Annotated in this window: 24 protein-coding genes and 1 tRNA gene; 10 read left to right on the forward strand and 15 right to left on the reverse strand. The window is 31.4% G+C overall.

The window, feature by feature from the left end; genetic code table 11:
- Positions 1-15 precede the first annotated feature (15 nt).
- The 10 genes from Q1A15_RS04435 to Q1A15_RS04480 form a co-directional block, all read right to left on the reverse strand.
- Complete coding sequence (locus Q1A15_RS04435) at positions 16-1,218, reverse strand: GTP-binding protein (RefSeq protein ID WP_299619373.1); 1,203 nt, start codon at positions 1,216-1,218, stop codon at positions 16-18.
- Positions 1,219-1,229: 11 nt separating this feature from the next.
- On the reverse strand, positions 1,230-2,909 hold the full coding sequence (locus Q1A15_RS04440; RefSeq protein ID WP_299619375.1) for an alkaline phosphatase PhoX: 1,680 nt from the start codon (positions 2,907-2,909) through the stop codon (positions 1,230-1,232).
- Between the two features lie 341 nt (positions 2,910-3,250).
- Complete coding sequence (locus Q1A15_RS04445; protein ID WP_299619379.1) at positions 3,251-3,823, reverse strand: HAD family hydrolase; 573 nt, start codon at positions 3,821-3,823, stop codon at positions 3,251-3,253.
- On the reverse strand, positions 3,824-4,540 hold the full coding sequence (locus Q1A15_RS04450; protein ID WP_299619382.1) for a 3'-5' exonuclease: 717 nt from the start codon (positions 4,538-4,540) through the stop codon (positions 3,824-3,826).
- Positions 4,541-4,688: 148 nt separating this feature from the next.
- A complete protein-coding gene (locus tag Q1A15_RS04455; RefSeq protein ID WP_299619384.1) occupies positions 4,689-5,981 on the reverse strand; it encodes an aminopeptidase P family protein in 1,293 nt (430 codons plus the stop codon).
- 74 nt (positions 5,982-6,055) lie between these two features.
- Positions 6,056-6,625, reverse strand: a complete 570-nt coding sequence (locus Q1A15_RS04460; protein ID WP_299619387.1) for a Crp/Fnr family transcriptional regulator — start codon at positions 6,623-6,625, stop codon at positions 6,056-6,058.
- A gap of 86 nt (positions 6,626-6,711) precedes the next feature.
- A complete protein-coding gene (locus Q1A15_RS04465; protein ID WP_299619389.1) occupies positions 6,712-8,043 on the reverse strand; it encodes a DEAD/DEAH box helicase in 1,332 nt (443 codons plus the stop codon).
- A 137-nt stretch (positions 8,044-8,180) separates the two neighbouring features.
- On the reverse strand, positions 8,181-8,432 hold the full coding sequence (locus Q1A15_RS04470; protein WP_299619393.1) for a hypothetical protein: 252 nt from the start codon (positions 8,430-8,432) through the stop codon (positions 8,181-8,183).
- Positions 8,433-8,497: 65 nt separating this feature from the next.
- A complete protein-coding gene (locus tag Q1A15_RS04475; RefSeq protein ID WP_299619396.1) occupies positions 8,498-9,463 on the reverse strand; it encodes a succinylglutamate desuccinylase/aspartoacylase family protein in 966 nt (321 codons plus the stop codon).
- Positions 9,430-10,332 (reverse strand): RimK family alpha-L-glutamate ligase, encoded by a 903-nt coding sequence (locus tag Q1A15_RS04480; protein ID WP_299619399.1) that lies wholly within the window; start codon positions 10,330-10,332, stop codon positions 9,430-9,432. The genes Q1A15_RS04475 and Q1A15_RS04480 overlap by 34 nt, the downstream gene beginning before the upstream one ends.
- A gap of 83 nt (positions 10,333-10,415) precedes the next feature.
- Between Q1A15_RS04480 and Q1A15_RS04485 the strand changes: the two genes are divergently transcribed.
- The 5 genes from Q1A15_RS04485 to Q1A15_RS04505 all read left to right on the forward strand — a co-directional run bounded on the left by Q1A15_RS04485 (position 10,416) and on the right by Q1A15_RS04505 (position 17,764).
- A complete protein-coding gene (locus tag Q1A15_RS04485) occupies positions 10,416-13,247 on the forward strand; it encodes a sialidase family protein (protein WP_299619402.1) in 2,832 nt (943 codons plus the stop codon).
- Positions 13,248-13,610, forward strand: coding sequence for a dihydroneopterin aldolase (folB, locus tag Q1A15_RS04490; protein WP_299619405.1), 363 nt, complete (start codon positions 13,248-13,250; stop codon positions 13,608-13,610).
- A 50-nt stretch (positions 13,611-13,660) separates the two neighbouring features.
- Positions 13,661-13,731 (forward strand) — tRNA-Cys (locus tag Q1A15_RS04495).
- Between the two features lie 487 nt (positions 13,732-14,218).
- Positions 14,219-16,558, forward strand: a complete 2,340-nt coding sequence (locus Q1A15_RS04500) for a spondin domain-containing protein (protein ID WP_299619408.1) — start codon at positions 14,219-14,221, stop codon at positions 16,556-16,558.
- A gap of 264 nt (positions 16,559-16,822) precedes the next feature.
- Positions 16,823-17,764, forward strand: coding sequence for a hypothetical protein (locus Q1A15_RS04505; RefSeq protein ID WP_299619411.1), 942 nt, complete (start codon positions 16,823-16,825; stop codon positions 17,762-17,764).
- A 64-nt stretch (positions 17,765-17,828) separates the two neighbouring features.
- Here the strand turns inward: Q1A15_RS04505 and Q1A15_RS04510 are convergent, their stop codons facing one another.
- The 3 genes from Q1A15_RS04510 to Q1A15_RS04520 all read right to left on the reverse strand — a co-directional run bounded on the left by Q1A15_RS04510 (position 17,829) and on the right by Q1A15_RS04520 (position 19,074).
- Positions 17,829-18,281 (reverse strand): PA2169 family four-helix-bundle protein, encoded by a 453-nt coding sequence (locus Q1A15_RS04510; RefSeq protein ID WP_299619413.1) that lies wholly within the window; start codon positions 18,279-18,281, stop codon positions 17,829-17,831.
- A gap of 81 nt (positions 18,282-18,362) precedes the next feature.
- Positions 18,363-18,569, reverse strand: a complete 207-nt coding sequence (locus Q1A15_RS04515; protein ID WP_299619416.1) for a hypothetical protein — start codon at positions 18,567-18,569, stop codon at positions 18,363-18,365.
- Between the two features lie 31 nt (positions 18,570-18,600).
- On the reverse strand, positions 18,601-19,074 hold the full coding sequence (locus tag Q1A15_RS04520; protein ID WP_299619419.1) for a hypothetical protein: 474 nt from the start codon (positions 19,072-19,074) through the stop codon (positions 18,601-18,603).
- 133 nt (positions 19,075-19,207) lie between these two features.
- On the opposite strand from Q1A15_RS04520, the gene Q1A15_RS04525 reads away from it, so the two are divergent.
- Positions 19,208-20,245, forward strand: a complete 1,038-nt coding sequence (locus Q1A15_RS04525) for a response regulator transcription factor (protein WP_299619422.1) — start codon at positions 19,208-19,210, stop codon at positions 20,243-20,245.
- A gap of 37 nt (positions 20,246-20,282) precedes the next feature.
- Here Q1A15_RS04525 and Q1A15_RS04530 read toward each other — a convergent pair whose 3' ends face one another.
- Positions 20,283-20,918, reverse strand: coding sequence for an SOS response-associated peptidase family protein (locus tag Q1A15_RS04530; protein ID WP_299619425.1), 636 nt, complete (start codon positions 20,916-20,918; stop codon positions 20,283-20,285).
- Between the two features lie 10 nt (positions 20,919-20,928).
- Positions 20,929-21,096 carry a hypothetical protein gene (locus Q1A15_RS04535; protein WP_299619428.1) on the reverse strand — a complete coding sequence of 56 codons (168 nt, stop codon included), beginning with the start codon at positions 21,094-21,096 and terminating at the stop codon, positions 20,929-20,931.
- A gap of 193 nt (positions 21,097-21,289) precedes the next feature.
- On the opposite strand from Q1A15_RS04535, the gene Q1A15_RS04540 reads away from it, so the two are divergent.
- From Q1A15_RS04540 to Q1A15_RS04555, 4 genes are all read left to right on the forward strand, one after another.
- A complete protein-coding gene (locus tag Q1A15_RS04540; RefSeq protein WP_299619431.1) occupies positions 21,290-21,454 on the forward strand; it encodes a DUF1328 domain-containing protein in 165 nt (54 codons plus the stop codon).
- A 94-nt stretch (positions 21,455-21,548) separates the two neighbouring features.
- Complete coding sequence (locus tag Q1A15_RS04545) at positions 21,549-22,436, forward strand: mechanosensitive ion channel family protein (protein WP_299619434.1); 888 nt, start codon at positions 21,549-21,551, stop codon at positions 22,434-22,436.
- A gap of 130 nt (positions 22,437-22,566) precedes the next feature.
- Positions 22,567-23,454, forward strand: a complete 888-nt coding sequence (locus Q1A15_RS04550) for a hypothetical protein (RefSeq protein WP_299619437.1) — start codon at positions 22,567-22,569, stop codon at positions 23,452-23,454.
- A gap of 90 nt (positions 23,455-23,544) precedes the next feature.
- Positions 23,545-24,390, forward strand: coding sequence for an MBL fold metallo-hydrolase (locus Q1A15_RS04555; RefSeq protein ID WP_299619440.1), 846 nt, complete (start codon positions 23,545-23,547; stop codon positions 24,388-24,390).
- The last annotated feature ends 7 nt before the right edge of the window (positions 24,391-24,397 follow it).

The following is a 24,397-nucleotide window of genomic DNA, read 5'->3' on the forward strand; positions in this document are numbered from 1 at the left end:
CTACTTGTAAACTTATTATAAGCTTTCTATTGGCCAACGATCTTCTTGAGTAAACAAATGATTTTTCCATAATTCAACTTCGTCGTTGGTAAGTAAACAGTCTTGTAAGTCGGAAATCATTTCTTCTCTTTCAAGTTGTTGTCCGATAAAAACAAGTTCTGTTTTCCTATCGCCAAAATCGGTATCCCAATTTTCTTCTATTTGAGCTCTGTTTTCAGTAAAAGCTGCATAATTAATTCGTTCAGAAAATGGCATACTTGCCCACCAAACACCAGCGCTATCTGCTTTACAAGAACCTCCGGCAGAACTCCAAATTAAAGCTTGATTTCTTCGCGAAGCTAACCAAAATAATCCTTTACTTCGGATAACATTCTGTGGAAATTTTTCATTTAAATATGCTAAAAAACGCTGCGGATGAAAAGGCTTTGTACTTCTAAAAACAAAAGAACCGATTCCGTATTCTTCCGTTTCAGGAACATGTTCGTTTTCTAATTCTTTAATCCAACCTGCTGAAGCTTCAGCTTTCTCATAATCAAATAAATTCGTATTGATAACTTCGTTTAAGTTTACATTTGATTGACTAGTTGTTATGATTTTTGCTTCTGGATTTAAACTATGAATAATAGCTTTTAATTCTTCTAAACTTTCTTTTGAAACTAAATCTGTTTTATTGATAAGAATAATATTAGCAAACTCTATTTGATCTGTTAAAAGGTTTACAATAGTCCTGTCATCTCCATCAATATTGGTAAGTTCTCTAGTTACTAAATAATCAGAGCTTGAAAAATCTTTCAAAAAGTTAAAAGCATCTACTACGGTTACCATAGTATCGATATAGCTAAATCGACTTAAGTCAATTGTACCATCTTCACTTTCAAAAGAAAAAGTTTGGGCAACTGGAATTGGCTCACTAATACCTGTACTTTCAATAATTAAGTAATCGAATTTCTTTTGAGCGGCAAGCTTTTCTACTTCAACCATTAAATCTTCTCGTAATGTACAACAGATACAACCATTAGACATTTCAACGAGTTTCTCTTCCGTTCTAGAAAGTGTGTTTTCGTTTTCTATAAATTGAGCATCAACATTAACTTCACTCATATCGTTAACGATAACAGCCACTTTTAATCCTTCTTTATTATGTAAAATATGATTTAATAATGTGGTTTTTCCTGCCCCAAGAAAACCACTTAAAACGGTTACTGGTAATTTTTTCATTGGTTTAGTTTTTATGCTTCTAATTCTCTTAGTTTATTCATTTTTTCAATTACTACACCTTGTATAGCAACAACAGCAGATTTCGGAATATTATCTTCATCAAAAGGCCAAGTACTTGTTGGGTTTTTAATGTCTTTTGTTTGTTCTCCAGGATGTTGAACACTTAAAAATAATGTTTTTCCGTCAGGAGAGAACCAAGGTCCGGTAAGTTCTGCGTCTTTTGGAGCCGATGCTACTCGAATTACTTTTCCAGCATCTTTTCCATAACGTGGAATTACAAAAAGACTATTGTTTTTAAACGGCATATACGGTTTGTCTTTTCTGTTCATTGAACTACCAGACATATCCGATGTTATCCATAAATTTCCTGCCATATCAAAAGCAAGGTTATCTGGACAAGAAAAACCATTTTCTTCACCTCCTGCAATATAAGTAGAAGCTTTAAATGTAAGTGCATCAAAAGCACCATTAGTTTCTTCAATTTTCATGATAGAACCATGAAAATCACCTTTGTCTTTATTATTCGTTAACGTAAGGAAAATATGTCCTGTTACCGGATCTATCTCAATATCCTCAGGACGATTTAATTCTGTAGCCCCTAATAATTTTGCAGCCTCTCTTGCTCGGATTAAAACTTCTGTTTGATCTTTAAATTTTTCTTTCAATACAGGTTGATTTTCCCAATCTAAAGCAAGCCATTTACCATTTTCAGTATCAGCTACGTATAATGTTCCTTCTTTTAAAGAACCAGGTTTCGATGAAATGAATTTATATAAATGCTCACTGTTTTTATCGTCTCCAGTGTAGGCAACAACACGTTTATCTTCTAGTTCATATAACGTACAACATTCATGAGCAAATCTTCCTAAAGCTATGTGTTTTTGTGCAGCTCCGGTTTTAGGGTCAATTTCTACAACCCAACCATAATGTTCTGGCGGATATTCGTAAAACTTTTCCCATCCATATCTACTTGGTCTATGCGTAGCTTTATTATTCTCGTTATATTTAGTTTCACCAAAGAAACCATCATAATTTTCTTCACAAGTGATAAATGTTTTCCAAGGTGTAATTCCTCCCGAACAATTTGCTAAAGTACCTTTAACCGTAGAAGTTCCTTTTATAGGTGTGTCCCAGTTTAATTTTATATCAGTCTGAGCCGTAATTCGTCTGTTTAAAGGATCGTTTTTAACAACTTTCCATTGTCCGTTTTCTTCTCTAACTCTAACAATAGTACCACCAACATTATACATTTCTTTATCAACTTGCTCGATAGTTCTATGTTCCGCTGGATTATCGTAATTTCTGTAATTAAAATCAGATACAAATAATGGATTAACATATTCGTGATTTACCCACAACAATCCGTCTTTTGGGTTGTTTTCATCTAACGGAATAAAACACGTAAAATCGTTATTAAAACCAAAAGTATCGTTATCACTAATAGCGTCTCCCCATTTAACCACAGGATGATAATTTAATCCTTCTGTAAGTAGTAAATCATCTTTGTCTGAAGCTAATAAGTCTTTTAATTCAAAGTTTTTTAGTTTCTCTAAATATCCTGCATCTGTTACACCTTTATTTTTAGAAGGTGTTGTGGTATTTCCACAACTTGTTAAAAATGGAGGAACTATTGCTAATCCTATTCCAGCTTTACCTAAAAATGAAATAAATTTTCTTCTATTATATTCCAAAATAGTTGAGTTAAGTTTATAATTAAATGGTTGAAATTTATGTCTGATAGACGAGCACAAATGTACAGATAAAAACACTTAACGCAACTGGGTTGTTTTTAATTTAACAAGATTGAATATGTATTTTAACAATTTTCAGAAAAGCCATAGAAAAAAGTACTTTTAAAGAATAAAAAATCGTGCTTATTCAATGTGTGTCTTATATAGATTATGATAATAATTTCTTTGTCAAGTCGAGCGCAGTCGAGACTACATTATTATTAGTGAAAAAACTACTTCTCGACTGCGCTCGAAGTGACATTTACGAGTAGTATTTTATTTACAGTATGTTTTTCTTTTTCCTAAGTTGAACTCACGTATTTATTGTGAGTCAATTGTACTCCTCCAGCCTCTTTTTCAAATGTTCTTACATTTTCTACATCTTTTATTTTTATCAAAAAATCAGTTAGTTTTTTTAGTTTGTCATCAGCTAAATTTCCTTCAAATGGATTGATATAAATCGCATTTCCAAAGTTGTCTTTGGTTTTTTCAGGAGAATCATCAACAATTAAAGTGCGTTCTAAAGTAAAACCTTGTTTTTTAATTTTCTTTAATCTTTTTTCGCGAACATATCGATCTAAGTCGTAATCTCTTCGAATCGTGCAACGAGATCTTGCCCAAACAAACTCGAAGTTTATAGTTTCAGGACGAATAGTTTCAACAATATCATTCACATATTTGTCGTCTGCAGAAGACCAAATAGCTAGTTTGAAATGTTGATTTACGAAATCTAAAAACTCATTTAAAAACGGACGCTTATACACGAAATAATCAGCATATTCAAAATCATGTGGAATTGTCAATTTCTTTTCTGTTGCATGAATTAAGGTTTCATCTAAATCTAAAATTAAAAGTATAGGTTCTTTAGTTTCCATTTATACACTAATAATATTTTGATGTTCTAAAATAGGTAAATTCAAAAAACGTAACACGAGTTGCGCAACAGCTACAGTATCGTTTTCACAATAACGAACAATTCGATTTAAATCATTTTCTTGATAATATACCTGATACACTTCGGAACCATCAATGTCTTCTTTAGGAGATGGAACACCAAGAATATGTGTTAAAAGCTTTAAAGATGTATAGTGTTTATAATCTCCAAATTTCCATAACTCTAAAGTATCTAAATGCGGAACTTCCCAAGGTTTTTTACCCACTAAATTTAGCTTTTTTGGAAGCTTAATATTGTTAATAATCATTCTTCTGGCAATGTATGGGAAATCAAATTCTTTTCCGTTGTGCGCGCAGAGAATATGTTTTTCTTGTTTGAAATGATTATCAAGCAGATTTTTAAAGTTTTTGAGTAATGCATACTCATTTTCATTTTTGAAAGAAGTAATACGAAGCTGTAGTTTTTTATTCTTTTCGATAAAATAGCCGACAGAAATACAGATAATTCTACCAAATTCGGCCCAAATACCGGCTCTGTGGTAAAATTCTTCAGCAGTAACTTCTTCTTTTCTTTGGTAACGAGTTTTTAACCCGTACAATTCTTGTGTTTCCTCAGGAACATCATTCCAATGTTCATATTGAGGAACCGTTTCAATATCTAAAAACAAGATATTTTTCAGGTTTACGTGTTGTAACATGAATATATAGCAATTTGATTTTCAGTGTGCAATTTTGGTAAAAGTATGAAAAAAATTGAAAATGTCACTTCGAGCACAGTCGAGACGTTTTTAGTAAAGTAACATGTGGATTTTAAAGTCTCGACTGCGCTCGACTTGACAACTATTTTTATTGATTCATTAAATCTTCGATTTCCTCTACTTCGATTGGAATGTTTCGCATTAAGTTGAATGGTTCTCCTGATTCTTGAACAACTACGTCATCTTCTAAACGAATTCCGAAACCTTCATCTGGAAGATAAATTCCTGGTTCAACAGTAAATACCATATTTGCCTGAATTGGTTCGTGTAATAAACCGTAATCATGTGTGTCTAATCCCATATGATGAGAAGTTCCGTGCATGAAATACTTTTTATAAGCTGGCCAATCTGGATTTTCATTCTGAACATCAGCTTTGTCTAACAAGCCTAAACCTAACAATTCAGAAGTCATTAATTTACCAACTTCAACATGGTAATCTGCCCAAATTGCTCCAGGTACTAACATTTTTGTAGCTTCATTTTTAACTCTGTTTACAGCATTATACACATCTTTTTGACGATCTGTATAACGACCAGAAACAGGAATTGTTCTACTCATATCACTCGCATAATTTGCATATTCTGCAGCAACATCAAAAAGAATTAAATCGCCATCTTTACATTGTTGGTTATTCTCAATGTAGTGTAACACATTTGCGTTACTTCCGCTAGCAATAATTGGTGTGTAAGCAAATCCTTTAGAACGATTTCTTAAAAATTCATGAGCAAATTCAGCTTCAATTTCATATTCCCAAACACCTGGTTTTACAAAACCTAAAATTCTACGGAAACCTTTTTCAGTGATATTACATGCTTTCTGAATTAAATCGATTTCAATTTGATCTTTTACAGAACGTAAACGTTGTAAAATAGGATTACTTTTAGCAACACTGTGTGCTGGATATTTTGCTAATAACCATTTTGTAAAACGAGCTTCACGAGTTTCAGTTTCTATTTTAGCTCTGTAGTGTTCGTTGGTGTTAATATAAACAGTGTCTGCATAAGCCATCATTTCGGCTAATACTTTTTCTAAATCTTGTAACCAAAAAACAGTTTTAACGCCACTTGTTTCAAAAGCCTTTTCCTTGTTAAGCTTTTCTCCTTCCCAAACAGCAATATGCTCGTTTGTTTCTCTTAAGAATAAAACTTCTCGTAAGCTTTCTTTAGGACAATCTGGATAAACAATTAAAATACTTTCTTCTTGGTCTACACCACTTAAAAAGAAAATATCTCTGTGTTGTTGAAAAGGTAAAGTAGAATCTGCACTTACAGGATAAATATCATTAGAATTAAAAACAGCTAAACTGTTTGGCTTCATTTGAGCCATAAAGTTTTTTCTATTCTTTATAAATAGGTCTTTATTTATAGGAAGATATTTCATTTAGATTTAGTGTTTATACGTTAATATTCCCAAAAATAACCAAAGAAAAAACGATATACTAAAGCCAAATGGCGCTATTTTACTTTTTTACGAATTCTACTCATGTGTCTTTTAGATATTCCTAAAAAGGAAGCTAAATAGTGTAATGGTATACTTTTAAGTAATTCAGGATCGTTAGCTAGTAACTTTTGATAGCGATCTTCGGGTGAAAGTGTCAGAAGATTAATTCTATAATCGTCGATTAAAAATATTTGATTTTCAATGAGTTTATAATAGAATAAAAAGAAAGCTTTATTATTTTTTAAAAGATGATTGAATTGCTGAATAGAAAGCACTTGTAAATTCACTTCACTTAAAGCTTTGATATTTTTTCGTGAAGATTTTTGATGTAAAAAGCTTTTTAAAGCCGATGTACATGTATTTTTTAAGGCTAAATATGTTGTTTTTTCTTCACCATCAATAGTTATATAGTGTTGAAGAATTCCACTTTCAATAAAACAGAAATAATCACAAATAGCTCCTTCTTTAACAAACAGTTCGTTTTTAGAAAGAGTTTTTTCTTCGAAAGCATCTACAATTTCATTAATATGAATATCAAGTGATTCGTCGTTTATAATTTCTTTTAAATAGATTTTTAAACTCATTCTATCTTCTGATTATGCTGATGCTAAACATTTTGGTTTAAAAATACTATTTGGTAAATAATTAATGAATTTAAAAACAGGGTTTTTTAAGATTTTTTCCTGTTATTGTTTTTCGGTTTTCTTTTAAAGTTGTTTCTGTTTTTTCGAGGAGTATTGGAATTACTTTCCTTACTATTGTCGGATTTCTTTTTAGGTCGAAAATTTCGTCTTGTTTGATTCTTTTTACTTGGCTTTGAGTTGTTATTACTTCCTCTTGAAGTTTTTTTCTGTTGAGGTTGTTCGGTTGGCGTAAGATCAAAACCTTCTAATTCAACAATTTTTAGCTTTTGCTTTAATAACTTCTCAATGTTTTTAACATACTCTAATTCTTCATCAGAAACTAAAGATATAGCTTCTCCGCTTGCACCAGCTCTACCTGTTCTACCGATTCTATGCACATAATCTTCAGGAATATTAGGTAATTCATAGTTAATCACATGAGGTAATAAAGGAATATCTAATCCACGAGCAGCAATATCGGTAGCTACTAAAACACGAACAGTATTTTCTTTAAAACCTTTTAAAGCTTTTACTCTAGCACTTTGGCTTTTATTTCCATGGATTGCAGCAGAAGAAATATCTCTTTTCTGTAGCTTTTCAGCTAGTCTATTTGCACCGTGTTTAGTTCGTGTGAAAATAAGAACTTGATTCCAGTTACCGTCAGAAATTAATTGCGTTACCATTGCTGCTTTTCTACTTTTTGGAACACGATATATCTTTTGCTTAACCATTTCCGCAGTTGTATTCTCAGGAGCAGCTTCAACAAGAATCGGGTTTGTTAAAATTCCTTTAGCTAAGGCTTTTATTTCTTTAGAAAAAGTAGCAGAAAAAAGTAAGTTTTGGCGTTTTTCAGGTAGTAAGGCTATAATTTTTTTAATGTCTCTAACAAACCCCATATCTAACATTCTGTCTGCTTCGTCTAGAATCAGAATGTCTATTCTTTTTAGTGATAATGCTTTTTGGTCATGTAAGTCTAATAACCTTCCTGGTGTGGCAACTAGTACATCTATACCGTTTCTTATCGTTGCAATTTGTTTTTTAGGTTTTACACCTCCAAAAATAACGGTAGATTTAATATTAAGATGTTTACTATAATCACGAACATTATCGTAAATCTGAGCTGCTAATTCTCTTGTTGGAGTCAATATTAGCGCACGTATCGGTCTAAATTTCGGATTTTTAGTATCTGTTATTATTTGCAATATAGGCAATGTAAAACCTGCAGTTTTTCCTGTTCCTGTTTGTGCAGATGCTAACACATCGTTACCTTTTAAAATTACAGGTATTGCTTTTTCTTGTATCGGGGATGGGTTTGCATATCCTTTTTCTTCAATTGCTTTTAAAAGCTCTTTCTTTAACCCTAGTGATTCAAATGTCATAAATATATGTATAGGAATAAATTAAGTTTTATTCCTTTATCGATCGCAAAGGTACTGTTTATAGATTTTGTAAATGAAAAAAGCATCTAAATTAGTTTAGATGCTTTTCTGATATTCTTGTTGGAGTTAGAAATACGTTATTTCTTAATCGCATTTTTAATAACTCCAATAATAGCCATTAGTACTCCACCACCAACGGTTCCACCTGCTATGCTTCCCAAAATTCCACCAATATCTAAACCTAACATACCAAGTAAATGTCCGCCAAGACCACCACCAAGAATTCCAACAACAGAATTCCATAATGTACCCATTGAGAATTTTTTTAACAATGCACCAGCAATATTTCCTCCTAATGCTCCTGTTAATAGACTAATAATAATTTCCATTTTTTTGATTTTTTGTAATTTATGTTGAATTAAATTAACGAAAAAACTATCTAATAAACAAGTTGTTATGTGTTTCCAATATGGAATAAAGGATCTCCAAGGTTCACAACAGGGAAGTTGTTTTTAGCTATAATATAACCATCTTTAGGTGATTTTACAGAGAATTTTGTTTCACCATAGGTATCCATAATAAAACCAACAATTTCTCCTTTTTTTACTGAAGCTCCATTTTTAACTTTCGGATTAAAAATACCAGCTGCTCTAGCACGTAACCAACTCTTTTTGATAATTTCTATAGTATCGTTTTGTAAAGGAATTTCTATAGTTTTATCAATCATATTGAAATAACGAAGTACTCTTAATGTTCCGTAAATTCCTTGGTTAATAGCAAATTCGTTTAATCGTAACGATTCTCCACCTTCGTAAACAATTACAGGAATATCATGCTTAAAACATTCGTTTCGAAAAGATTTAGGAATAAGTTTAGAACCAAATTTGAACGGAGCGTTAAAAATATTAGCTAAAGCTTTTCCTCGTTCGTCTTGTGGAGTATATCGAATTTGTGCGTAATTACTACGTTGAGCTCCGCCAGTATGATAATCGATAGCAAAATCAACATTTTTAGTAATCTCTTTCATAAGATAATATGCTAATCTACTTGCTAAAGATCCTTTTGTAGAACCAGGAAAACTTCTATTTACATCTTTTCCGTGTAATTCTCTAGAAAAATCTAAAAAGCCAAAGATGTTCAATAATGGAACAACAATTACACATCCTCTATGAATTTTATACGATTTGTCAATTAACATACGTCTTACCAATTCAATACTATTGGTTTCATCACCGTGCAATCCACCTTGCAATAAAATAGTCGGACCAGGCTCTTTTCCGTTAAATACATATACTGGAATTTCTATTAAAGTTCCTGTAGGTAATCTATCTACAGGGATTTTTATCAGTTTCGATTCACCTAAAGAAATTCGCTCTCCGCGTATAACTATCTCTTCATTCTTGAATTCTTTGTCGAACATTTTTTCTCTAAGTATTTTATAATTTCTTCAGCAACATTAACTTTAGTGTAAGCTTCAACACCTTGTAAACCCGGAGTTGAATTTACTTCAATAAGTAATGGTCCGCGTTTCGAACGAATTAAATCGACACCGGCAATTGGCAAACTTAAATAACCAGCTGCTTTTATAGCCATTATTCGTTCTTGATTTGTTAATTCTACTTTGGTAGCTGTACCACCTCTATGAATGTTTGACCTAAAATCGTCTTCTAAACCTTTTCTTTTCATAGCGGTAACAATTCGATCGCCAACAACAAAAACACGAATATCTTCACTATTACTTTCTTTGATGAATTCTTGAAGTAAAATGCTCATATTCATTCTGTAAAATGTGTCGATAATCGATTTCGCAGATTTTTTACTTTCTGCCAACATTACACCCATTCCTTGAGTTCCTTCTTGCATTTTAATAATTACTGGTGCGCCGCCAAGTAACTCTATTTGTTCTTTAATGTTTTCAGGATTTACAGAAAAAACAGTATCAGGAATCGGAATTCCTTTTCTGTTCATAATTTGAAGTGTTCTCAATTTATTTTGAGATCGTAAAATTCCTAAAGATCGAGCAGTGCTAAATATGTCGTTCATTTCAAACTCTTTAACAATTGCGGCTCCATGTCGAGTTACCGAAGCACCAATTCTAGGAATAATTACATCTGGTTCATCAATTATATTCTCTCCTTCGTAAATAATTTCTCTTTTACCGCCACTAAGTTTTATGGAACATTTTGTGTGATTAATAACACTAACATCATGTCCGCGTTTAACAGCCTCGGTATATATTCTTTTGGTAGAATATATATTTTCTCCAACTGATAAAATAAAAATATTCATGAAGATGCTTTTTACACAAATCTAATCAAAATTAAAATGGAAAGTATTTTTTATTTTTGATACTACTTTTAAATCCAAACCAAATGAAACAAATCCTTTCTATATTCCTGTTTGCAGGAATAGCGGCATTTTCACAACAAAATCCGACAAAAGCCACTATTGTTCAAGATGCACTTCAGCAAAAAGCAACAATGACTAAAAACTCATTAGTAAAAAATATTCCTTTTGAAAATATTGGTCCGACTGTAATGAGCGGTAGAGTTGTAGATATAGATGTAAATCCTAATAATACTGTTGAATTTTACGTAGGATATGCCTCAGGAGGTTTATGGTATACAAATAATAACGGAAATACATTTACACCAGTTTTAGATAATGCGCCAACTCAAAATATTGGTGATATTGCTGTTGATTGGAAAAATGGTACAATTTGGGTGGGAACAGGTGAAAATAATTCGTCACGTTCTTCTTATGCTGGAATTGGTATTTTAAAATCTACGGATAAAGGTAAAACTTGGACAAACGTAGGTTTACATGATTCACATCATATCGGTAGAATACTAATTAATCCAAACAATCCAGATGAAGTTGTTGTTGGAGTTTTAGGTCATTTATATTCTTCAAACAATGAAAGAGGAATTTATAAAACTACTGACGGAGGAAAAACTTGGAGTAGAACATTATTTGTAAATGATGATACAGGAATTATCGATGTGCAACAAGCTCCGAATAACTTCAATACATTATACGCTGCTTCTTGGGAAAGAGAACGTAAAGCTTGGAATTTTGATGGTGATGGAAAGAACTCAGCAATATATAAGTCTATTGATAGAGGTAATACTTGGAAAAAAGTTTCTGAAAATAATGGATTTCCAAACGGAGATGGAGTTGGAAGAATAGGTTTGGCAGTTTATGATGAAAATACTGTGTATGCTTTTCATGATAATCAATTTAGAAGAAAGAAGGATGGAAAACAAAAAAGTGATTCAAAAGCATTAACAAAAGATGATTTTAAGAAAATGTCTACAGACGAATTTTTAAAATTATCGGATAAAAAATTAAATAGTTATTTAAAAACAAACGGATTTCAAGAGAAATATAGAGCAGACAACGTAAAACAAATGGTTCGTTCGGGATCTGTAAAACCAATTGACTTAGCAAAGTATTTAGAAGATGCAAATTCATTGTTATTTGATACACCTGTAGTTGGAGCTGAAGTTTTTAAAACAACAAATGGTGGAAAATCTTGGAAGAAAACCCACGATGGATATTTAGATGATATTTATTATTCTTACGGATATTACTTCGGAGAGATTCGAGTAGATCCGCAAGATAAAAACGGAATTTATGTTTTAGGTGTGCCGATTTTAAAATCTAAAGATGGAGGAAAAACGTTTACGTCTATTAGTAGAGAAAATGTACATGCCGATCATCAAGCACTTTGGGTGAATTCAAAAGTTCAAGGTCATTTAATTGATGGAAACGATGGTGGATTAAATGTTTCTTACGACGACGGTAAAAGCTGGTTAAAGTTAAACACACCACCAGTTGGTCAGTTTTATGCGATTTATGCAGATAACCAAAAGTCGTATAATGTTTATGGCGGATTACAAGATAACGGTGTTTGGGTAGCAAATCATAATGCACAAATCAATAAAGCTTGGCATCAATCAGGAAAAAATCCATATGAATCAATTATGGGGGGAGATGGAATGCAAGTACAAGTAGATGATAGAAATCCAAATATTGTATACACTGGATTCCAATTTGGAAACTATTTCCGATTAAACAGAGAAAACGGAGGTAGAAAATACATTCAACCAAAACATACTTTAGGAGAGAATCCATATCGTTTTAATTGGCAAACACCAATATTATTATCGAAACATAATCAAGACATTTTATATCTAGGAGGAAACAAATTACACCGATCTTTAAATCAAGGAGACGATTGGGAAACGATTTCTGATGATTTAACTCAAGGAGGAAAAAAAGGAAATGTTGCTTACGGGACATTAACTACAATTAGCGAAAGTCCGTTTCAATTTGGTGTATTATATGTCGGTTCAGATGATGGATTGGTACACATCACTAAAAATGGAGGAGGAAGTTGGGAGAATATTTCAAACACACTTCCAAAAGATTTATGGGTAAGTAGAGTTATTGCTTCTAAACATAAAAAAGAACGAGTATATGTAACCTTAAACGGATATCGTTGGGATGATTTTACAACTTATGTTTATGTTTCTGATGATTACGGAAAATCTTGGAAAAACATCGCTAATAATATTCCAGCATCACCAGTAAATGTAATCAAAGAAGATTCAGACTATGAGAATTTACTATACTTAGGAACAGATAACGGTTTATATGTTTCTTTTGATTCAGGAAAATCTTGGGAGATTTTCAATAAAAACTTACCTAATGTTGCTGTACATGATTTAGTAATTCAACCAAAAGCAAAACATTTAATAGTAGGAACACACGGAAGAAGTTTATACAAGGCGAATATTAAGCCGTTGCAAGAATATTCTAAAGTGATGTCTGACACAAATAATAAAATCTTCAGCATTAATAACATTAGAAAAAGTGGAAGATGGGGAAGTTCTTGGAGTAAGTGGTTGCAACCTTATACACCGAGTATTACGATTCCGTACTTTTCAAATACAAATAAAGATGCGACTTTCACGGTTTATAATGGAGATGTTGTAGTAAATTCGTTTAAAGTTGAAACGTCTAAAGGATTTAACGAAGCGAAGTTTGATCTAAGCTTTAGTAAGACAGGATTAAAAAATTATAAGAAAACAAATAAAGAAGCTGTTTTAAATGCAGCCAAAAACGGAAAAACATATTTACCTAAAGGAAAATACAAAGTAACCATGGGTAATGCAATAAATACATTTGAAATAAAGTAAATGGGAGCAATAAAAGTAACGAATATTAAGATCTTTACGAACCACGGATGTTTAGAAGAAGAGGCAAAAATAGGGTCAGAATATAGAGTTGATATCGAAGTTAAGGGAAATTTAACACTTTCTGCAGAAACTGATGAATTAAGTGATACGATCGATTATGTGCACTTAAATAAGATCGCCAAAGAAGAAATGAATAAGCGTTCTAAATTATTAGAACAGGTGGCTAAGAGGATGTTAGATCGAATTTTTGATGAAATACCTTTGGTAGATGAAGCTGAAATTAGCGTGTCAAAAATAAATCCACCAATAGGTGGAAATGTGGGAGAAGTAACAATTGTGCTATCAGAAGTGCGTAAAAGTTAAAAAATACTTGCCACTAAAAAGAAAAAGTTTAAATTTGCACTCTCACTAAAGGTGTCGTGGCCGAGTGGCTAGGCAGTGGTCTGCAACACCATCTACAGCGGTTCGAATCCGCTCGACACCTCAAAAGTCTCAATATTTTATATGTTGAGACTTTTTTTATGTTTAAAAATGTTACATATTTTTCTGTTTGTAACTTAAAAACTGCAGAAAACGTGTTTTTTTAACCCATTCATAATAAATGTAACATTTTTGAAAGTTTCATAATAGGCTTTAACATATCTTTGTTTCATATTAAATCTTTGGTCATTAAAAGCTAAGTTGGGGGACAGATGTTTTTATTTAAAGACTTTTAAGATTTAACAGTTAAGATAACACAATCTAGAAATAGATTGTGTTATTGTTTTTTATAGCGTTTCCTTTTCAAATTGAATAAAAGGTTTTACTCTTATGTTACGATAAACAATCCTTGTTTTTATTGAATTTATAGGTTCCTTTCAAAGGATTTTTTTCCCTTTTAACCCATTTTATTTCCCTCTAACTCTATTTAATAGTTTTGTTAGCAGAGTCTTAAAATACTTTTGTGGCGTAAACCAGTAAAAGTATTTAACATGAAAACATTTAATTATTTCATACTAGCAATGTTGTTGTTAGTAGTATCATGTAGCGACGATGAAGACGCTAGAGAACCAGACAATGGTAATCCTCCTACTGCAGCAAAAAAAGATGTTGTGTTTAATGAAATAAAATATCAAGGAAGTAGAGATCTTATTGAAATTTATAACAGAGGAACCGAAGCAGCAGATATTAGCGAATATTGGCTATGTTTAGGACCAGGAGCATATCAAAAAATTGGAGACTTAACTCCAGAATCAGGAAGTACAACTATTCCAGCTGATGGATATTTAGTAGTAAGTTACAATTTACCTGACGATAAAGGTGGATTAGGATTATATTCTACTAATGAATTTACGAATCCAGATGCAATTATTGATTTCGTTCAATATGGAGATTCAGGATCAGCTAGAGAAAATGTTGCTGCATCTGCAGGAATTTGGACAGCAGGAGATTTTGTACCTACTGTAAAAAGTGAAGATAATAGTATCATTTACGATGGTGAAGGTAACGGTGTAATGAACTGGGCTGAAACTACTCAAGTTACTTTTGGGAATGAAAATGTATTAATGGCACCAGCTGATGATGTTCGTTCGGTTGTAATTAATGAGGTTAACTACGGACAAGATAAGTTAATCGAGTTATGGAATAACGGAGATGTTGCTGTTGACTTAAGTGACTATTGGTTATGTTTAGGACCAGGACAGTATTTACAAATCAGAAATGCTTCTGTAGTAAGCGGATCTGCACAATTAAATCCTGGTGAGTTTTTAGTAGTAAACTGGGATCAATTAAGTGAAAGTGCTGGGTTAGGTTTCTATTCAACAAATGCATTTACAAATCCAGATGCAATTTTAGATTTCGTACAATGGGGAGCTTCAGGAAGTGCTAGAGAAAATGTAGCAGTAGCTGCAGGAATTTGGACGTCAGGAGATTTTGTTCCACAAGTAAGATTAGAGAGCTATAGTTTAGCTTACGATGGTGAAGGTGATGCTATTTCTGATTGGAAAGAAGCTGTAAACCCAACTTTTGGTAGAGGAAATGCTGCTGAAGCTGCAAAAACAAGATTCACAGTAACTATTACAAATAAGATTAATTATTTAGGAACTCACGTTTTTAACACGCCAACAGGAGCTGCAAATCCAGGTCCAGTTACAGATGTTAACGGAAGTTATTCAGTAAAATTTAAAGCAGTACCAGGAACTAAATTAAGTTTTGCTTCTATGTCTGCTGCAACTAACGACTGGTTCTTTGCTCCAAAAATGAGCGGAATTGATCTTTTCGATGCAAGCGGAAGCGCAGTAACAGGAGATATTAGTGAGCAAATTTATTTATGGGATGCTGGAACAGAGGAAGAAGATCCTGCTACAATAGCAACTGAGCCTAATGGAGGAACAGCTGGTAGTCCAGATGACGATAATACAGTTCGTGTAGTAAATGATGATGTTACTGCTTATTTAAGAACTGAGTTAGCTTACGATAGTTCAACAAGATATTTCACATTAACATTAACAAATTTAATGGGAGCTGCAGGAAGTACTCCAACCGTACTTACACCAGGTTTAGCTGTATTACACGCTCAAAACGCACCTTTATTCACAGTTGGACAACCAGATAGAGGATACGGATTAAAAGAAATCGCAGAAGCTGGTAATCCAATGCCATTATACCAGTGGTTTAACGCAACAGGATCTCAAGGAGCTCCATTACGTTTATCATCTTCGTATACAGTATTTTCTCCTGCAGTATTATATGCATTTAGTACAGCAAAAGATCCATGGTTTGTACAAGGAGAACAAGCAAAAGCATCTAGTGGTTTAGAAGAAATCGCAGAAGATGGAAACAACCAAGTAGCTTACGAATACTTAAAAGGTTTAGGTCTTCCAGTAGCTAAGAGTAACGAAACTGCTCCAGTAAAACCAGGAGAATCGTTAACATTCACTATTGAAGTTCCTCAAGGTTTAGATTATAAATTAGGATTCGGAACAATGTTAGTAGATACTAACGACTGGTTCATCAGTTATAACAATAATGGTGTTGCATTATTTGATGAAAACGGAACAGCGTTCTCAGGAACTTCTGAAAGTGATGAAACATATCTTTTTGATGCAGGAACTGAGGCTGACGAAGAAGTTGGATTCGGAGCTAATCAAGCGCCAAGACAATCAGGACCAAATACAGGTGCAGCTGATGGAGACAATTTAATTAGAAGAGTAGCAACATTAAATGATGTACAATTTGGAAAAGGAGCTATTAATAGTTCTCCAGGTGTAACATGGTTTGGTGATCCAAGAGGAGGTTACAATTTAATAGAGGTGAATATCCAACCTCAATAAATAAACGTACGATTTGAATCAAATAATGTATAGTTTTTAGAAAATGTTGATTCATTCTATGTATTAATTTGGGATTATTTCTCCAGCCGTAATGGCTGGAGTTTTTTTTGAACTATGTTACATTTTACTCTTAGTGAATTGTTTAAGTTTTTGATTTTTATTGTTTTAAGCTGTTGTTTTCTAATGTAACTAAATTACAGTCTGTTAATTGTTGTGAGTTATATCTTTGCGAATAATAAATAAGTAATTCCTACCCCACATACCATGTTAATAAAAACAAAATTATCGCTCCTATCATTAGTTGTTTCTCTGAGTGTGTTTTTTTCTTGCAGTACTGAAAAAAGAAAAGAGATTAAAGAGGATAAAGTAAAAGCAGCATTAGTTAATACATTTAATTATCAGCCTAAAAAACTTGTTAATGGTAAATTAAAAGCTGTAATAGAATTGGGAGCTTCAGGATTTAATTCTTTTGTGATAAATGTTGACGCTGAGAAAAACTGGGAAATAGTCAATAAAGAATATGGAAAAAGCTTGATTTTAGATGGAGAAGCTACCGTAAATGGGGTAAACACAATTTTAGATCAGTACTTAGAAGAAATTAAAAAACTTGGAGTAAAAGGAGAAGATGTTCATTTTGTTGTTAGTTCAGGAGCAGAAAAAGAGGAATTAACCACGATTATTAAAGAAGAACTTCGTAAGAAAAATCAGAAAATTACAGTTGTTACTGCTGAAGAAGAAGGAAAGTACGCATTAAAGTCAGTTCTTCCATCGGAATTTAATGAAACTGCTTTTGTTGTAGATATTGGTTCAGGAAATACTAAAATTTCATATTTAAATAAAGATGAAATTTTTGCAGTTGAAACTTACGGATCAAAATATTTTAAAAAAGGAATTCCTTCAAATAAAGTTTATGATGAGGTGTCAACAAAAGCTAAAAACATTCCTTCGGAAAAAAGAAATGTATGCTTTATTATTGGAGGTGTGCCCTATCAAATGGCGAAAAAACAAAGAGTAAATAAAGAACGATTTACAACACTTAATAAAGATGTAAATTTTTATAACGGCCTAATCGAGAAAAAAGGAGATAAAGTAAAAAGTGGACTAACAATTTTTAAAGCAATCAACGATACAACTACTCCAAATACTATTGTTTTTGATTGGGATGCTAATTTTACAATCGGATTTTTATTGAATTTAAAATATTAAAAATCCACCAACATGTAAAATATACATATTGGTGGACTCTTATTTAATAAGTAGCTTAAGAAGATTACTTTATTTCTTCTAGTTTTTTTATTAGCACTGTATCGTCTATAATTGAATTTCTTTGACTTTTCAACATTTCGGAAGTTGATTTTGGCAAATGCTCTTTTGAGTTAATTACTTCATTATACTCTTTAATAGAAGCTTTTTCTCCACGAATAGCTTCTTCTAAAATTGATTTATCATTATCTAAAGAGAAAAATGCTTTGGTATCCATCCAGGCTCTATGTATTGTTCCTAGACTACTTCCGTTGTCTTGTGGTAATCGTCCAAATAATCTAATTTCTTTTTTTAATTCATTTCCGAATTTTTTACGCTCTTTAGCTTTTCTTTCAAATAAATTTGTTAATACATCACTATCTACATTTTCTGCTGCGGTTTGATACCCTTTTTCAGCATCATAATTCTTCATTAATAATCCGTTTAATTGACTGGCTACTTCTTGTGTATAACTATACATAATATTCTTTTTTTAAATGAAAAGTAATTTGCTTTTGAGATGCTTACTTTTTAACATCTACAGTAAATAAAATCGAGCTAATTAAGCTTGTTTTCTATTTACAATTAAACCTAATAACAGAATAGATAAACCAATACCTAATACGACATATGCGTTATTGTTATTTTGAGTTTCAATTTCAGCGATACCTAAATCAACTGAAGACTCTGGTTTTATGAGTTGATATCCTCCGTAGACAAGAAATGCTAATCCTGCCAAAATGAATATCAGTTTTATTATTTTGTTCATGTTTTTGTTTTTTGAAGATTAATGTTTTTCATTAAAATTGATATCTCAGTCCTAACGCTATATCTAAATCTAGGTCATTACTATAATTATCATTAAACCCAAGTTCTGGTCTAATATCTAATGAAATTAAAAGCGGAATTTTGAAGTTATATTCTATACCTAAATCTCCGGTAATAAGAGCAAAAACTCCATCGTTATTAGGAGTACTAAAAGATCCTAATCCTCCACCAGCACCTACGTACCAATTAAAATTATTGTCGATAGGTTGAACCCATTGGTATAACCCTACCAATTTAAAAGCTTCGACATTGTTAGAATCTCTAAGACCTAAATCAAACTCTAATCGGTTGTTATCAGATAAATAACGTTGGTAGGAAATTTCTCCTCCAAAACCATCATTATCACCAAGTCTTAAACCAATAGCATTTTTAGCTATAGTTTGTGCTGTTAACGATGATGTTATAAGTAGAAAAGTTCCTAAGATTATCTTTTTAATATTGTTCATTTTATATATGTTAATTTCTTACACTACAAAATTACAGGAAGAGCTTGTGTAAGCTTAGCTCATATAAAGTAAGTCTTAGCTCATTTACTTTTTTCTGTTGATTTTTGTTAACTTTACTCAGTATAATCATACTATGAAAACAATAAATATAACAGCTAGTAGCACAGAAGGTACTGTAAGACAAATTAGAGATGCTATCGGCGGAAAAATTATCGAACGTTGGGGAGAATACGTACTTCAAGTTGATAATGAAGTTGCGCAAGGAAAAATTACATTTATCAATTTTGAATGGGGTGCAAGCGTTTTAGAATATGATATTACTTTTTTAGATGATATCACATTGGTGATGGATGCGTCTGAATATAACCCTATCCATTTTACATATGCTTCAGAAGGATATTGTTTTCATCGATTTGAAAAAGAAAATAAAAAAAGAAAAATAGAGCAGTTTCAATCTGTAATTATTACCAGTAAAGATGGCGGATACAATTATGGTTATTTTGAAAAAAATGTGAAGGTTCATATTCATTTAATACAGGTTAGTAGAGTACTTTTCTTGAAGAAACGTTTAAACGACGGAGCAATCTTAAATCAGAAGTTATATAATGTTTTTCACGATCAGCAACACGAAAGTGTTTTTGCATACTTTGGAACTTACAATTTAAAATTAGCAAATCTAATTAAGCAGTTCGATAAGGTTAAACAAAAAGGAATGATACGAATGTTGATAAAAGAAGGTATAGTATATCAGATTTTATCAGAACATATTTTACAGCATAATAAAGATGTTGCTCTAAATAAAAAGCCAAATTCATCACTAACTAAGAAAGAATTAAGTTTAGTTAGAAAAACGGCAACAAAAATTTTAAAAGATGTTTCGTTAGATTATTCTGTTGAAGACTTAGCTTTAGAAAGTGGTTTAACGCAAGCTAAATTGCAAGAAGGTTTTAAGTTGTTGTATACAAGAACGGTAACAGAATATGTGCGTCATGTACGATTAGAAAAGGCAAGAGATTTAATGAATACTACAGATTTAAATATTTCACAAATCGTTTACACTATAGGTTTTAGTAGTAGAAGTTATTTTTCAAAAATCTTTAAAAGAAAGTATAATATTAGTCCGAGTGAATTTTTAAAAAATAAAAAAGAAGCAGATATAAAAGTTGCATAAAAAAATAGTTTCTTAAGCTCGATTTTTAAAAATGAAATTACGAGTAAGAAACTATTTCTTGAATATTAAATTTTGTTACATAGGGCTTAGAAAGAATATAATCAATCTCTTCTATGGTTGATTTTTTATGTAACCAAACAGCTTTAAAAATTTCAGGTATTTGTAAAGGCATTACATTATGTAAATTGTTTATTGAATCTAAAGATTCATCTGCGTCTGTATTTATCACGCTACAAGTAACAAAACCATCTTCCAAAACATTGTAAACACCTGCTAAATAAAAAGGTTTTTGCATGTCTTTTTCTATCAAGAAATTTGTAACACTATTATTGTTCAAATAGTAGGCGTAAAATCCAGTTACAATTATTAAACATCTTCTTTTTTGCAATGCTTCATTATAAAGATTGTTATTTCTAAGTTCTTTTTTATGAACGTGCAACGTATTTTTTAACCGTTGAAATTTTTTCCAACTTCCTTCATAATTATGAGGTAAAATACCCCAAATCCCCTGTGTAATTAAATCTGGCTCTTCAACAGTTATTATAGATAATGATTGCTCTTTGTATCCTTCAATTTTAAGTCTTGGTTTGTAAAGTATCGGATATTTAAATGATGTGCCCAAAGTCTCAACCAAAGAAGATAAGTTTGATGTATTAGATAAGCTATAAATCATTTAATACTTCTTAAATAATAACACCCGAAATTATAACCATAGTTAACCCTATAATTAATAAACTTGTTAAAATGTAAAATCCAGATCTTGTTGCTTTATTATTCTGGAAAATATAGTTTTTACTTTTGTTTTTTGTGTTTTTTTTAAAGATTTTAAAATCTTCTTTACCTTGTTTCATAATGTTATTAGTTTTGATTATGACACAAAATTACAGTGAATTAAAAGTGTTTTTTTGTTCATATGCTTTTAACATTGACTCATTTCCCTTAAGTCTTTTGAGTTAAGATCAATTTTATATGAGCTAAGAAATGGTGAATAGTGATCCTAACTTTGCCGTAACAATTAGTATTAACCTTAAAAAACTAAATATTATGTTACGATGGTCATTAACCTTTATAATTATTGCAATAATCGCTGGATTCTTAGGTTTTTCAGGAATAGCTGGAGCAGCAACAGGAATTGCTAAAGTCTTATTCTTAATTTTTATAATCTTATTTATTTTCTCTTTAGTAAGAGGGAATTCAAGACATGTGTAAAGACTAACTCAGAGATATAAATTAGGTGAAAACACATATTTCAACCTAAAACTTTCATTACTACTCACTAAATCTTTACAAATACTAAACACATATGAACTTAAATAATACACTTGATACAGTTAAAACAGCTATAGCAGATTACTGGAATGGGTTTTTAACGCATGTTCCAGGAGTTATTGTTGCTGTTTTAATTGTTATAGTGGGTTTCTTGTTGTCTAATTTTATATCATCATTTTTTAAAAAGACGATTTCTGTACGAACAAAAGATCCATTAATAACTAATTTCTTAGGGAAAACAATAAAATACGGATTAATATTATTAACCATAATATTTGCACTAAATACTGCAGGTTTAGGTCATATTGCAAGTGGATTTTTAACAGCAGCAGGAGCCTCGGCCGTAATTATAGGTTTTGCGTTTAAAGATATTGGTGAAAACTTTATTTCAGGTGTAATATTATCATTTAATAGACCTTTTAATGTAAATGATACAGTTCTAATTGGAGATATATTTGGAAAGGTAAAATCAATGGAATTTAGACATTCAAAACTTAAAACTTTTGATGGTAGAGATGTATATGTTCCTAACAGTGATATAATTAAAAAACCTGTTTTTAATTATACTGAAGATGGCTATTATCGTTCTGATTTTATTGTGGGTATCGACTATGATGATGATATCGATTTAGCAAAAGATGTTGTAATTAAAGCAGTAACAAATACTTCTGGAGTAATCGATACGAACAAGCATAAATGTTTTGTCACTGTAGATTCACTCGGAACCAGTACAGTTAATCTTAAGATTTTATTCTGGACAAAAACAATGGAGTACAAAAGAGGAGCTTTAGAGGTGAAGAGTGATGTAGTAAAAAACGTTAAAAATGCGATAATTCAAAACGGTTTAAATATGCCTGCTGATATTACAGAGGTAAAACTTTATGGTTCTCAAAAAGACATTCCGATTTCTTTAAATAAATAAGAATTAATTAACATACATTATAATAACCTTCAAACATCTTAAGATTTAGATTAAGATGTTTTTTTATTTTTGTCTGAAGTTAAGTAAGCCAATTATTAAAATGAATTTGTTCAAAACCCTAAGTATATGCATGCTTTTACTCTTTTGTTTTTCCTGTAAAAAAGCAGTAGAAAAACAAGAGGTAAAAAAGGAAAATTTCACATACAAACCTCAAAAACCAGAAAATGGAATTTTAAAAGGAGTTGTAGAACTAGGAACATCAGGTTTTAATTATTTTATCGTTGAGATCGATTCCCTAAAAAACTGGGAGTTAAAAAAAGCATCTTACAATAAAAGCTTAATTGCTGAGGCAATGACGAATGCAGATGAAATCGATCATAAGTTAAATTCATTTCTTTCAAAAATTAAAGATCTAGGAGTTACTGAAGAAAATATAAATTTTGTTGTTAGTTCTGGAGCAATGAAAGAAGAGGTTACTCAATTGATTATAGAAGAATTAAGAAAGAGAAATCATGTTGTTCAAGAAATTACACCTAAACAAGAAGCAGTTTATGGGTTAAAAGCAATTCTACCAGAAGAGCTAAAAGGTCAAGCATTTGTAGCTGATATAGGTTCTGGAAACACAAAATTTTCTTTTATTGAAAACAACAAAGTTGTTGGAAAAGAAACACATGGAAGTAAATATCATCAAAAAGGAACAGAAGACGAAGATGTATATTCAGATGTAAAAAAAGTAGTAGCATCTGTTCCAGAGAAAAATAGAAAATATTGCTTTATTCTTGGTGGTGTTCCATTTGAATTAGCAAAAACTTTACGTAAAGAAAATGAACGTTATACAGTACTTTCATTAAATAAAAAACAATTAACACAACTTGCCGAAGAAAAAGGTAAGAAAGTATTATCCGGACTTAATATTTTCTATGCTATTGCAGATGAAAGTAATTGTCAAAACTTTATTTTCGATTGGTCAACTAACTTTTCTATTGGATATTTATTAGCGCAAGAAAACGAAAATTAAAATCCAATAAAATCATATTATCATAATATTTATTAAGTATTACAATATTATTAACGAGTTAAATCGTTAATTTTTCGCATCTTTGTTTTTATGCGTATTTATCCTATTGAAACCGGTAATTTTAAATTAGACGGTGGAGCAATGTTTGGCGTTGTTCCAAAGTCAATTTGGCAAAGAACAAACCCAGCAGATGCAAATAATATGATCGACATGTCTATGCGATGTTTACTCATAGAAGATGGAGATCGATTAACGCTTATCGATACCGGTATAGGAAATAAACAATCCGACAAATTTTATGGCTATTACTATCTATTTGGAGATTTTTCTTTAGATAAATCGTTAGCTGAATTAGGTTTTCACAGAGACGATATTACTGATGTGTTTTTAACACACTTACATTTCGATCATTGTGGTGGAGCAATTCAGTGGAATAAAGATAGAACAGGCTTTGAACCAGCATTTAAAAATGCTAGGTTTTGGAGTAATAGTCGTCACTGGGATTGGGCAATCAATCCAAACCCAAGAGAAAAAGCCTCTTTCCTTTCAGAAAATATACTCCCAATAGAAGAAAGTGGTCAATTAAACTTTTTACATTTAAATGCTAAAGATTATGTAGGATTTGATGTGTTGTTTAAAGATGGTCATACAGAAAAGCAAATGCTTCCAAAAATTCAATACAAAGACAAAACCATTGTTTTTATGGCAGATTTATTACCCACTGCCGGTCATATTCCTTTACCATATGTAATGGGATACGATACTCGCCCTTTGTTAACGTTAAAAGAAAAAGAAGCATTTTTAAAAGAAGCTGCAGACAATGAATATGTACTTTTTTTAGAACATGATGCACATAACGAACTTATTACTGTAAAGCATACAGAAAAAGGTGTTCGATTAAAAGAAACTTACAAATTTAGAGAGATATTTAATTAATGATAGA

It is taken from the genome of uncultured Tenacibaculum sp. (assembly GCF_947495995.1).
Taxonomy (GTDB): Bacteria; Bacteroidota; Bacteroidia; order Flavobacteriales; family Flavobacteriaceae; genus Polaribacter.